10 protein-coding genes are annotated in these 12311 nt (G+C 63.1%); 8 read left to right on the forward strand and 2 right to left on the reverse strand.

The window, feature by feature from the left end:
* Positions 1 to 25: 25 nt before the first annotated feature.
* Positions 26 to 1144 (reverse strand): hypothetical protein, encoded by a 1119-nt coding sequence (locus LJ725_RS00400; RefSeq protein ID WP_230548647.1) that lies wholly within the window; start codon positions 1142 to 1144, stop codon positions 26 to 28.
* A gap of 18 nt (positions 1145 to 1162) precedes the next feature.
* Entirely contained in the window at positions 1163 to 1540 is a 378-nt protein-coding gene (gene rcsF / locus LJ725_RS00405; protein ID WP_230548648.1) for an Rcs stress response system protein RcsF, read from the reverse strand.
* 667 nt (positions 1541 to 2207) lie between these two features.
* Between rcsF and LJ725_RS00410 the strand changes: the two genes are divergently transcribed.
* The 8 genes from LJ725_RS00410 to LJ725_RS00445 all read left to right on the forward strand — a co-directional run bounded on the left by LJ725_RS00410 (position 2208) and on the right by LJ725_RS00445 (position 12311).
* Positions 2208 to 3305, forward strand: a complete 1098-nt coding sequence (locus tag LJ725_RS00410) for a M14 family metallopeptidase (protein WP_230548649.1) — start codon at positions 2208 to 2210, stop codon at positions 3303 to 3305.
* A 65-nt stretch (positions 3306 to 3370) separates the two neighbouring features.
* The gene (locus LJ725_RS00415) at positions 3371 to 5302 is read left to right on the forward strand and encodes a glycoside hydrolase family 17 protein (RefSeq protein WP_230548650.1); all 1932 of its coding nucleotides are present in this window, start codon (positions 3371 to 3373) and stop codon (positions 5300 to 5302) included.
* 24 nt (positions 5303 to 5326) lie between these two features.
* Positions 5327 to 5788, forward strand: a complete 462-nt coding sequence (locus LJ725_RS00420; RefSeq protein ID WP_230548651.1) for an SRPBCC family protein — start codon at positions 5327 to 5329, stop codon at positions 5786 to 5788.
* Positions 5789 to 6245: 457 nt separating this feature from the next.
* Positions 6246 to 6737, forward strand: coding sequence for a TRAP transporter small permease (locus tag LJ725_RS00425; protein WP_230548652.1), 492 nt, complete (start codon positions 6246 to 6248; stop codon positions 6735 to 6737).
* Positions 6737 to 8098 (forward strand): TRAP transporter large permease, encoded by a 1362-nt coding sequence (locus LJ725_RS00430; protein ID WP_230548653.1) that lies wholly within the window; start codon positions 6737 to 6739, stop codon positions 8096 to 8098. The genes LJ725_RS00425 and LJ725_RS00430 overlap by 1 nt, the downstream gene beginning before the upstream one ends.
* Before the next feature lie 136 nt (positions 8099 to 8234).
* Entirely contained in the window at positions 8235 to 9254 is a 1020-nt protein-coding gene (locus LJ725_RS00435) for a TRAP transporter substrate-binding protein (protein ID WP_230548654.1), read from the forward strand.
* Between the two features lie 182 nt (positions 9255 to 9436).
* Positions 9437 to 9922, forward strand: coding sequence for a (2Fe-2S)-binding protein (locus LJ725_RS00440; RefSeq protein WP_230548655.1), 486 nt, complete (start codon positions 9437 to 9439; stop codon positions 9920 to 9922).
* A gap of 4 nt (positions 9923 to 9926) precedes the next feature.
* Complete coding sequence (locus tag LJ725_RS00445; protein WP_230548656.1) at positions 9927 to 12311, forward strand: xanthine dehydrogenase family protein molybdopterin-binding subunit; 2385 nt, start codon at positions 9927 to 9929, stop codon at positions 12309 to 12311.

A 12311-nucleotide genomic window follows, 5' to 3' on the forward strand; every position in this document is an offset into this window, starting at 1 on the left:
GTCAAACATCGCCAGCTCGATTCACTTAAATCAGCCCTCGCTCCCGTGCTTCCCCTTCAAGCAGTTCAAGTTCCGCTTCACCGGGCAACTTGGGAATCGGCATCCAATATTTTGGCTCGCCGCTAATTGTGCGGCCTGTCGGTACAAATGGATCAGAGAGTGTGTGGTTCTGTACGTCAAGTTGAGCCAACGGAAGCACCGTGTGGCTGGCAGCGATCTTCAGTAATTCGATCACAGAGTAGTAAACCGCGCGCGCGGCGTCTTCCGAGGGGTGACTACCACGATGTGCGAGCGCATTCCTTGCCCGACGGGCCGTTGAAAGGGCAGCCAGCAACTCAGTTCCGATACGACCTGTTTGATACAGTAGTTCGTGGCGCGGCCCGGTCGACCAAGTTCGAGTATCCCCGAGCTGGTCGATGCGGCCCGCAGCAGCACCCTCTGCTCTAGCCTTTCCAACAACATCGCTTTGCCAAAGATTACTGGTGATCTGCTCTACGACAATCCACAGGTTGGCCAGTGCCGAACTCCAATCACGTCGTGCAAAGCCCGTGGTGCCTTTAAGTAAGAACTCTCCGCTCATTTCAGGAACTGCCGCCATTACCGCGCGCCCTGCCAGCATGGCGCTGTCTAGTTCCGAGGTAAGAAGTCTTCGCTCTTCCTGAAGCGCAATGGCTTCAATCGGACTCGCCCCTTGAAGCCTAGCAAGCTGATTGAACCGGTTTGCAGGCGCAGATGTATTCACGCGGATGAAAGACCAGTCGATAATTGACCCGAAGTCCAAAGCGTCGTGTGCAATAGCTTCACAATAGATGCCGCCAAGCAGGAGCGCGGCAAAGTGTTGATTGAAAAATTCCGCAGCGTCTACGCCTTTCCGCAGCTCGGGTAGAGCTGGCAGCGCAAAGGCGCCGTCGCGCGCGACAGCCAAATTGTAGGGGGGCGGCAATCCGACATCTATCTGCGCCACCATTCGGTGCAGTTCTACGTAGTCCCAAGTGCGGCTATTGATCTGTTCAATCGTGGGCTCCCATGCCGGCGAGGTTGGCCCGTCTATAATCCTAAAAGGCCGGAGAAACGCGATCATGCACGGGACGCGTCGGCGATAGAGCTCGTCAATATCTAATGGAAGTGCGCCAGCCGATGTCATGCCGTCAATCCCACTTCATCACTCGCGAACAGCCACACCCTTGCATGACACTGAAGACCAGCAGTTTGTACCCCAAGTGTCTGTTCCTGCGGGATCGCAAGTGACATCCATCACCGCGTTAGCTCCCTTTTGAACTGCATCAATCCGCAAACGCAGAAGCGCATCATTGGTCGTCGGGGGCGGATCGGTCATCAGGTTCTTACAGCTATTGCCGATCACCTGACCGATGTACTGGTTGACCTTAGGTGTCTCGGCGCCGGCCCGGTAGATCTTCACATTGAGGGCTGCCGTCATCGTTTCTGGCGGAACCTTGTCGAGCTTCGTCACCGGAATGAACGGCCCGCACGACACCGTCACCGCGCAGGCGAGAAGTCCCGCAAATACCGATAGCTTCATTGTTGTCCCCCAGGGGGGACCATTGTGTCGGCCTAGGGTGCTCGCATCAATAGCAAATGCCCCCGAGCCTTCGCCTGGGCGCCTCTCGCGTCTCGCGATTTCTCTGTGTTGCCTGCTGCCACGCGAGGCCGGGAAGGCCACCCATGCGCGTAACGAAGATCCGGGTTTCGAAGTGGGCTAGGAAGCAAGGTAGGGACAGTCTTCGGCAGAATCGGCGGACTTGGACTGAAGCAGAAACTCAACGGTGTGGACAATCGTAGAGAGCGGCCACCATCTAGAACGGCTACTACACAAGGATGGTGATGTGGCTGAAGGCGATCTACCACGACAGCGGCGTCACGCGGACGCCGGAGGAGACCATCCTCAAGGCCTACGACATCATGACCGGGGTCGAGAAGCCCGCCTTCGCAGAAATCTGACGTTGGGAAGTATTCAGCTAGCAACTGCATCAGCAGAACGCGCTTCACGCCGTGATGGGCCGTTGAACGGAGACGACCATGCCAAGTATCTGGCCTTCCGCAACGTCGTGCTCAAGCCCATCGATTTCAGCCTAAAAACTAGGCTAATTTGTTCCGTGTTCGCCCTGTCTCCTTCCCAAACAACAGAGGGGGGGAGTCTGACGGCGTCTTTTGAAATGTGTGAAGCTTTGGACGAGGTATCGGCGACCATGAACAACATTGCCTCCTTCGCCGCCGACTACAGCGAGGCGCGCGACAAGTTCCTGGCGGCCGCCCGGCTCGCGAATGCCGAGACCTTCCGTTACGACAATCCCACCAAGGGCCCGAAGGGCGAGGCGCTGTCGACCGACGTGGCCTGGGTCGGGCCGACGGATGCGTCTAAGGTGATGGTCACAATCTCGTCGACGCACGGGGTCGAGGGCTATTGCGGCTCCGGCTTCCAGGTCGACTGGCTGGCGGGCGTCGGCGCCTCCGGATTGCCGAAGGGCACCGCGGCGCTCTTCGTCCACGCGATCAACCCCTACGGCTTCGCCTGGACGCGGCGCGTGACGGAGGAGGGCAACGACCTCAACCGCAACTATGTCGACCATTCCAGGCCCTATCCGGTGAACGAGGGGTATCTGGAGATCGCCGACGATCTCGTGCCGGCGGATTTCAGCGAGGCGGGGCGGGCGGCGGCCGATGCAAGGCTGGCGGCTTTCCGGCGCAAGGTCGGCGACGTCGAGTTCTTCCGTGCCGTCTCCGGCGGCCAGTACAGCCATGCGGACGGCATGTTCTTCGGCGGTGGCGGGCCGTCCTGGTCGAACCGCACGCTGCACGCCATCGTCGACCGCTATCTCAAGAGCCGCCAGGACGTGGCCGTGGTCGACTTCCACACCGGCCTCGGTCCCTACGGATACGGCGAGCCGATCACGCACTACGATATCGGTACCAGCGGGTCTCGGAGGGTCCGCAATTTCTGGGGCGAGTCGGTCACCGAGTCGAAACGGGGCCAGACGGCCTCCCAGGCGCGCGACGGGCTGGGGCATTACGGGCTGAACCGCGTCCTTCAGGAGCCGCAGACCCGGCTGACCATGTGCACGCTGGAATACGGCACCTTCGACCGTGAGAGCGGCCAGAAGGCTTTCCGCGCCGACCATTGGCTGCATAAATACGGCGATCCGCTGGGCAAGGAAGCCGAGGCGGTGCGCAAGGCCATGCGCCGCCAGTTCTATCCCGAGACCGACGACTGGAAGGAGGCGGTGCTGTTCCGCGGCCATCAGGTGGTGCGGCAGGCGATCGCCGGCCTGCAGCGGGGCGCCCTTTAGTTTTTGGGGACAACAGCCCTCGAAAAGCCATACGTCCGCTCAGCGATCCTGCTACAAGCCTTCCCATGCGTGCACTCGTGGCGCTGCTGGCTTTCGCGGTCGTGGCGGCTCTAAATTTCCTGTGGTGGTGGGTTCCGAACCGGCCGGTGGACATTGCCGGCTGGACCGCCGCGCCCCTCCAGAGCGTTTCCTTCGCGCCGTACAGGCCGGGCCAGAGCCCGCTGACGCGCACCTTTCCCACGCCGGAGCAGATCGATTCCGACCTCAAGCGTCTCGAGGGCAAGGTCAAGGCGGTCCGCACCTATTCCTCGGGCGAGAATCTGGAGGCCGTCCCGCAACGGGCCGGCAAGTACGGGCTCAAGGTCTGGCACGGCGCCTGGCTGAACAACAACGAGAAGGAAAATCTCGAACAGATCAACCTGCTGATCGACCACGCCAACAAATACAAGGACACGATCGAGCGGGTCATCGTCGGCAACGAGGTATTGCTGCGCAAGGACCTGACCGCGAGTGAACTGCGCCGCTATATCCGGCAGGTGAAACAGCGGGTCACGCAGCCGGTGACCTATGCCGATGTGTGGGAATTCTGGCTGCGCAATCCGTCGCTGGCCGACGAGGTCGATTTCATCACCATCCACATCCTGCCGTACTGGGAGGACGAGCCGATCGGGGTGGATCGCCGGGAAGCCGACGGCAAGCTCGCGATCGAGAAGCACCTCGTCGACATCTACAAGAAGGTCCAGGCGCGGTTCCCGGGCAAGAAGATCGTGATCGGCGAGACCGGCTGGCCGAGCGACGGCCGCATGCGCTCCGACGCCCGTCCCGGCCGCGTCGAGCAGGTGAAGTACTTCTCGATCTTCCGACAGGCCGCCGAGCGCGAGGGCTTCGACTACAACGTCATCGAGGCGTTCGACCAGTACTGGAAGGCCCGGCAGGAAGGCACGGTCGGTGCCGCCTGGGGCCTGCTGGATGCCCAGCGCCACGACAAATTCGAGCTCGGCAAGCCGGTGAGGGCGGAGCCGCACTGGCAGATCCTGTTCACCATCTCGACGATCGTCGGTGCCCTTCTGCTGCTGGCCTATGCGACACAGCGCAAGGCGGGCCACTGGAAGGGCATCTGCATCTTCGCCTTCTTCGCCCAGCTCGTCGCGACCTGCTACATCGAGGCGACGTGGGTCGACCTGACGCGCAATTTCTATTTCGAGCGCACCCTGGGCGTGGCCTTCTGGGCGATCCTCCTGGCGCTGTTCAGCTACGCGCTGCTGCGCGGCATCTCCGACAGCCTGACCGGACAGATGGCCGATCCGTCGCTTTACGGCGCCCGGGTTCGGGAAGCCTGGAGGGCGTGGCGCGAACTGCCGCGCTACCGCATCCTGCAGCGTGCCGACGTGCTGGCCCAGATCCTCTATCTCGCCCTGACGCTGCTCTGCATCTTCTACCTGATCGTGATCAGCATCGACTGGTACGACGGGGTGATCCGCATCGGTGACTGGTTCCGCCAGATCGCCATCGACGGCCGCTACCGCGACTTCCCGATCTGGAGCTTCGTGATCCCCAGCATCGTGCTGATGCTGTGGAAGACCATCACGATCCTGCGCACCGAGCCCGTGGCGCGCGACCATCGCATCGCCAAGGCGCTCTCGTTCGGCCGCCTGCTGGGCTACGACGGCAGCCGCGGCTTCGTGCGCATGGACCGCCGTCTCAGCCGTTTCGCGCCGGTGATGCCGGAGATCGTGCTGGCGTCCATGCTGGTCTTCTGGGCCATCGTGCTGGTGGTGACCGAGGGCGCCATCAAGCTGCACGACGGCGGGGCCGGCGGGTTCGTCTCGGCCGACGGCGGCCGCTGGGTGATCCGCACGCTGTTCTGGAACACCCAGGCCAACTGGTTTGCCTTCCTGGCGCTGCTGATGGCCGTGCCCTACATCGCCACGATCTACATCTCGGTGCGCGAACCACTGGCAGAACTGCCGCCGGACTCCTATACCAACAAGTGGTAGGCGCCGAGAGCCGGGAGTTACGAAATGGAAATCAAGGGTGAATACAGGATCGGTGCGTCGCGCGAGAAGGTGTTCGCGGCGCTGAACGACCAGGCCATCTTGCAGGCCTGCATTCCCGGCTGCGAATCGCTGGAGATGCTGTCGCCGACCGAGATGACGGCCAAGGTCCGTCTGCGCATCGGCCCCGTCAGCGCGGCGTTCGGCGGCAAGGTCACGCTTTCCGACATCGATCCCCCGAACGGCTACAGGATCACTGGTGAAGGGCAGGGCGGCGTCGCCGGCTTCGCCAAGGGTGGCGCGGTGGTGACCCTGACCGAAGACGGCAGCGACACGATCCTGAAGTACGACGTGGATGCCCAGGTCGGCGGCAAGATCGCCCAGGTCGGTGCGCGCCTCATCACGGGGACGGCAAAGAAGCTGGCGGACCAGTTCTTCGGCAAGTTCGCCGAGAGCGTTGGCGCACCGCCGCCGGTCGCGGCGGCCTGACCATGGTGTCGTCGGGAGAGCCGCCACCGCCCGTGCCGTCTGCTGCAGCGCAGCGAGGCTTCCGGCATTGGACGGTGATTGGCGTCGGTGCTGCGATCCTGATTCTGGTTTTTCTCGCCAGCCGCTAGCCACGACGCCTTGAGGGTGTCGATCCGGCGCGATGCGGCTCGCCTGCGCCGCCCGGGCGCCTGCCTGCCTGCCGATGCAGCCAGACGATCCCGGCTGACATGACGCCGTAGAGGCTTTGCACGAGGCGGTTTACCACGCTGGAGCTCGCGGAAGCAGATTTGCGCTCGCCGTGTCGCTATATGCACATACTGGAAATATGGTTCATATTTTCAAAGATCTGGGAAGGGCTGAAGCTGACTATTTTTTCATGTCAGCATTGAAATGAAAGCATGGCGAACCCAATTGCTCCCTGAACGACATAAAAAACGTCGAGGCAGGGATGGAAAGTGTGGCTCGCCGAACCCTTGAACGGGTTTACGGCGCAGAGATCTTCGTTGCGTGCGCTGCCTTCGTGCTCGTGGCGGGCGCGCTGATCTCGGACATCGTTGCGCGGGAGGTTCTCGGCAACGGCATCTTCGGAGCGCAGAAGTTCGCCGTCTTCTGCACGGCAGTGGCCGGATTGCTTGGTTTTGCGGTGGTGGTCCACTCCGGCGGACACCTCCGTGTGCAGGCCGTTGACCGGCTTTTCCCTCCGGCATGGCATCCGACGATGGCGCGGCTCGGCGACGTCGTCTCTTCAGGCATTTGCCTGTTCTTCGGCATCTATGCGCTCGAGTTTGTCGAGAGCTCGATCAAGCTGGGCGAGACCGACATGGTGCTCGAGATCCCCGTTTGGCCGATCCAGCTTGCCGTCCCCTATCTCTTCCTGGTGTCGGCGGTGCGTTACGCGCTCTACGCCGCGTTCCCTGCCATCCGCCCCGTCGAGAAGGACCACGAGTGATGGACGCAGTCATTCGAAGCCGCAGCCCGCTTTACTGGAGCCTCGGCATTGTCGTCGCGGTCTTCGGATTGCTTGGCCTGTTCGGCTTGATGCCGGGACCGAAGGTTCTGTTCTTTCTGGTGATGGTCATCGGCCTTCTGGTGCTTCGCCAGCCGGTCGTGCTGATCCTCGCGGTCATCGCAGCCTATACACACGCCTACTTCGCGACGAACAGCGGCGTCGAATTCCTGCTGCAGGACATGTGGTTCGTCGTGAATCGCGAGGTCCTGCTGTCGATTCCGATGTTCATCGTCGCCGGCGCGATCATGACCCGCGGGTCGATCGCCCAGCGGCTCATCAATGTCATGATGGAGCTGACTGCGCCCATTCCCGGAGGCATGGGTGTTGCCGCGGTCCTGGGATGCGCGGTGTTCGCCGCGATTTCCGGGTCTTCGATCGTCACCATGCTTGCCATCGGGTCGATCATGTATCCGGCAATGATCAGCGCCGGCTACGGCAAGCCGTTCTCACTGGGGCTCATTGCTTCGGCGGGCACGCTCGGGATCATGATCCCGCCGTCGATTCCGATGATTCTGTTCGGCATCATGACCGAAGCGTCGATCACCGAGATGTTCAAGGCCGGCATCGGCCCGGGCCTGCTGCTCACGCTCGTGTTCGCGATATACTCCTACGCCGTCAACCGCCGCATGCCGACGAAGCCCTGGAACCCGGGGCGTATCGGGACGGCGCTTCGCCAGGGCATCTGGGCGATCCTGCTCCCGGTGATCCTGCTTGGCGGCATCTACTCCGGATACTTTTCGCCGACCGAGGCGGCGGCGGTATCGGTGCTCTATGCCCTTCTGGTCGAGACATTCATCCATCGCGACATGAAGCTGCCGGACTACGGCAAGGTTCTCACAGAGACAGTCGGCTTGCTCGGCACTCTTCTTCCGCTTCTGGCCATCGCCGCCAGTCTAAACACGGTCCTCGACTATGAAGGCGTCGCCGCGGGGTGGGTGAACTTCGTCAAGGCGCACGTTACCGACAAGGCGACGATGATGATCGGCATCAACCTGCTGCTGCTCGTCGTCGGCTGCCTGATGGATGCCGGGTCGGCGATCATCGTTTTCTCGCCATTGCTTCTGCCGCTTGCGACATCGGTCGGCTACGACCCGATCCACTTCGGCATCATCATGACGGCCAATCTGGAGATCGGCTACCTGACACCGCCTGTGGGTCTCAATCTGATCGTGGCAATGGCGGCATTCAAGGAAAGCTTCTGGACGATCTGCAAGGCTGTCGTGCCTTTCGTAATCCTGATGCTGCTCTGGCTGGTCGCGGTCATCGCGTTTCCCGAACTGTCCCTCTCCCTGGCCAGGTGATGGGAGGCGGCAGTCATTCTCGGGATGTGCTTTCGGCGGCAGCGAAAGTCTCGAAATTCTTCGCCTTCCGGCGCGTGGCCGCCGGGGAGCGAGGGATACCCAGGCGTAGGAATGAAATAACAAGGAGGCAAATGTCATGACTGGTGTCTTCAGGCGTATCGTTCTCGGTACCACAGTGGGCGCGGCTCTTGCGGCTTTCTCGATTCCCGCTTCGGCGCAACAGGAGACCTGGAAAGTCGGCTCGGCGGCCCAACCGGGCAGCTCGCTGCTGACCATCGTTGAGGAGAGTGTTGCGAACTGGAACAAGGTTCCCGGCGTCAAAGTGGAACGGCAGTTCGTGGCGAGTGAGCAGGAACTGGCCCAGCAGGTGCTCCGGGGAAGGCTCCAGATGGCAAGCATCTCGTTCGCCGGAATTTCGCCGGCCGGGTTCCCGGAGGCGGCCCTAGTGAACGTTCCGTTTCTGTGGGCCAACGAAGCCGAGCGCAACTACGTGCTCGACGGAACCGTCTGGAAATACATGACGCGACTTTTTGAGGCCAAGGGGCTCGTGGCGATCGGTATCGGCGAGGTGGGCTGGAACGGAGTGGTCTGCAAGACGGCATGCCCTACGCCGGAATCCCTGAAGGGCCTCAAGGCCCGCGTCGCGCCGACTCCGGCCTCCCGGATGTTCTGGAGCGCCATGGGCGCGAACGGGGTCCAGATGCCGCTGTCCGAACTGTTCCCCGCGCTGCAGCAGAGCCTCGTGGTGGCGGCCGATCTGCCATTTCCCTACTACGTGACGACCCCGGCCCGCGAGTCGGCCCCGTTTTACTACGACCTCCGCCATCTGCATCATCCCTCGCTCGTCGTTGCGAACAAGGCAGCGTGGGACAAGCTGACGCCGGCCCAGCAGCAGGGCATCCGCGACGGGGTGTTGCCGGTCGCCCAGCAGCGGAAGATGGTGGCTGACGAGATCGCGGAAAAGGTCAAGGAGTTCAGGGCGAAGGGCGGCACTTACGTCGAGCTGAATCAGGCCCAACGCGATGCCTACCGCAAGCTGGTGGAATCGAAGCAGATGGAGCTTGTCAGCAGCATGGGTGGCAAGTCGACGGAGCTGTTCGACCTGATGCAGGCGGCCCGTCGCGAGTTCCAGCAGCGGCGCGGTACCCTGAACTGAAGCAGGGTGCAACTGAGAAGGAGAGGTGCCGCGCGAAGCGGCACCTCTTGGCGGAGTTTACCGGCGTCGTATTGCAAATTCCTTGACCGGCGGGTCCGCGGCTTGCGACAGTCGGGTCAATGCCTCCGCGGGCGGCGCCACGGGCGGCCGCACCGCAAGAACACGCCAGGGGAGATAGACTGATGACAATTTCCGTCGCCATGACCGTCAACGGCAAGTCCGTATCGGGCAAGGTCGAGGCGCGCACGCTGTTGGTCCAGTTCCTGCGCGAGCATCTCGGCATGACCGGCACCCATGTCGGGTGCGACACCAGCCAGTGCGGCGCCTGCGTCGTCCATGTGGACGGCCAGTCGGTGAAATCCTGCACCATGCTCGCGGTCCAGGCCGAGGGCGCCAAGGTCACGACGATCGAGGGCCTCGCGCCGAGCGCCGACAAGCTGCACCCGATGCAGGAAGCCTTCCGTGACAATCATGCCCTGCAGTGCGGCTTCTGCACCCCCGGCATGGTGATGAGCGCCATCGACATGGTGAAGCGCCACAACTACCAGCTCGACGAGGCCACGGTGCGCCGCGAGCTGGAGGGCAATCTCTGCCGCTGCACCGGCTACCACAACATCGTGAAGGCAATCCTGGCCGCTGCACCGGCCATGAAGTCAGCAGGGGTGTAACGCCATGACCTCCGCCACCGGAATCGGCGCGCGGGTTGTCCGGACGGAAGACAAGCGCTTCCTCACCGGCACCGGCCGCTATGTCGACGATCTGCCCCTCGCCCGGGCGACCTACGCGTATTTCCTGCGTTCGCCGCATGCCCATGCGAAGATCAAGAGCATCGACATCTCCGCGGCGGAGAAGAGTCCAGGCGTCGTCAACATCTTCACCGGCAAGGATCTTGTCGATGCCAAGGTGGGCGGCCTGATCTGCGGCTGGGTGGTCAAGGATAAGAACGGCGAGCCGCACAAGTCGCCGCCGCATCCGGTGATGGCGGTCGATACGGTCCGCTATGTCGGCGACACCGTCGCAATGGTCGTGGCCAACAGCTACGACGAGGCGAAAGACGCGGCCGAAGCCATCAGGGTGGACTACGAAGTCCTGCCGGCCATCGTCGATCTGGCCAAGGCCTTCGACAAGGGCGCCCCGCAGGTGCATGCCGAGGCCCCGGGCAACCTGATCTACGACTGGGAAATCGGCGTGAAGGCCGATGTCGATGCGGCGTTCGCCAAGGCGGCGCACGTCACCAAAATGGACATCGTCAACAACCGCCTGATCCCGAACGCGATGGAGCCGCGCGCGGCTGCGGCGGAGTACGACAAGGGCACTGGCAACTACACGCTCTGGTCGACCTCGCAGAACCCGCACGTCCTGCGCCTGATCCTGTCGGCCTTCGTGCTGGGCATCCCCGAGCACAAGCTGCGCGTCATCGCCCCGGACGTGGGCGGTGGCTTCGGCAGCAAGATCTTCTGCTACGCCGACGAGACCATGGTCTGCTGGGCGGCCTCGCGGGTCGGCCGGCCGATCAAGTGGACGGCCGAGCGCACTGAGTCCTTCCAGACCGATTGTCACGGCCGCGACCACGTCACCCATGCCGAGCTGGCGCTCGACAAAGACGGCAAGTTCCTGGCCCTCAAGGTCGAGACGATCGCCAACATGGGCGCCTATCTCTCGACCTTCTCGACGGCGGTGCCGACCTACCTCTACGCGACGCTGCTGGCCGGCCAGTACACGACGCCGCTCATCTACGCGAACGTCAAGGCCGCCGTGACGCACACCGCACCGGTCGATGCCTATCGCGGTGCCGGCCGTCCCGAGGCGACCTTCGTCATCGAGACGATCGTCAGCAAGGCCGCGGCCGAGCTGAAGATGGACCCCGCCGAGTTGCGCCGGAAGAACTTCATCCCGGCGGAGGCCTTCCCGTACCAGACGCCGGTGGCGCTGCAGTACGATTCGGGCAACTACCCGCCGATCATCGACGAGGCGATGAGGATCGCCGACTACGCGGGCTTCGAGGCCCGTCGGGCCGAGGCCAAGTCGCGCGGCAAGCTGCGCGGGATCGGCTTTTCGTCCTACATCGAGGCCTGCGGCCTCGCGCCCTCTCAGGTGATCGGCCAGCTGGGCGGCGGCGTCGGCCAGTGGGAATCGGCGCAGATCAAGTTCAACCCGACGGGCAACGTGCAGGTCATCACCGGCTCGCACAGCCACGGGCAGGGCCACGAGACCACCTTCGCCCAGCTCGTCCACGATCGTCTTGGCGTGCCGATGGACCAGATCGAGGTCGTCCATGGCGACACGTCGACGACGACCTTTGGCATGGGCACCTACGGCAGCCGCTCGCTGGCGGTCGGCGGCTCGGCCATCATGAAGGCGACCGACAAGATCATCGCCAAGGGCAAGAAGATCGCGGCCCATCTGATGGAAGCCGACGTGGCCGACGTCGTGTTCGAGAACGGCACCTTCAAGGTGGCCGGCACGGACAAGGCCGTGCCGCTGGCGCAGGCGGTCTTCGCCGCCTACGTGCCGCACAACTATCCGCTGGCCGAGATCGAGCCGGGCATGGACGAGAACGCCTTCTACGATCCGGCAAACTTCGTCTATCCTGCCGGCACCCAGATCTGCGAGGTCGAGATCGACCCGGAGACCGGCATCGTCGAGGTCATCGCCCATACCGCGGTCGACGATTTCGGCAACATCATCAACCCGATGATCGTCGAGGGGCAGGTCCATGGCGGCATCGTCCAGGGTGTCGGCCAGGCGCTGTTCGAGGGTGCCGTGTACGACAAGAACACCGGACAGCTGCTGAGCGGCTCGTTCATGGACTACACCATGCCGCGCGCCGACAACTTCCCGTCGTTCAAGCTCGGCTACAAGGTCACCCCGTGCCCGCACAATCCGCTGGGCGTGAAGGGATGCGGCGAGGCGGGGGCCATTGCGGCACCCGCGGCCGTGATGAATGCGGTCCACAACGCGCTGGCGCCGATCGGCGTCAAGCATGTCGAGATGCCCGCCACGCCGCTCAACGTGTGGCAGTCGATCCAGGGCGCCCAACGCGCGGCGGCCGAGTAA

Origin of the sequence: Reyranella aquatilis, from assembly GCF_020880995.1 — a bacterium.
GTDB classification, from domain to species: domain Bacteria; phylum Pseudomonadota; class Alphaproteobacteria; order Reyranellales; family Reyranellaceae; genus Reyranella; species Reyranella aquatilis.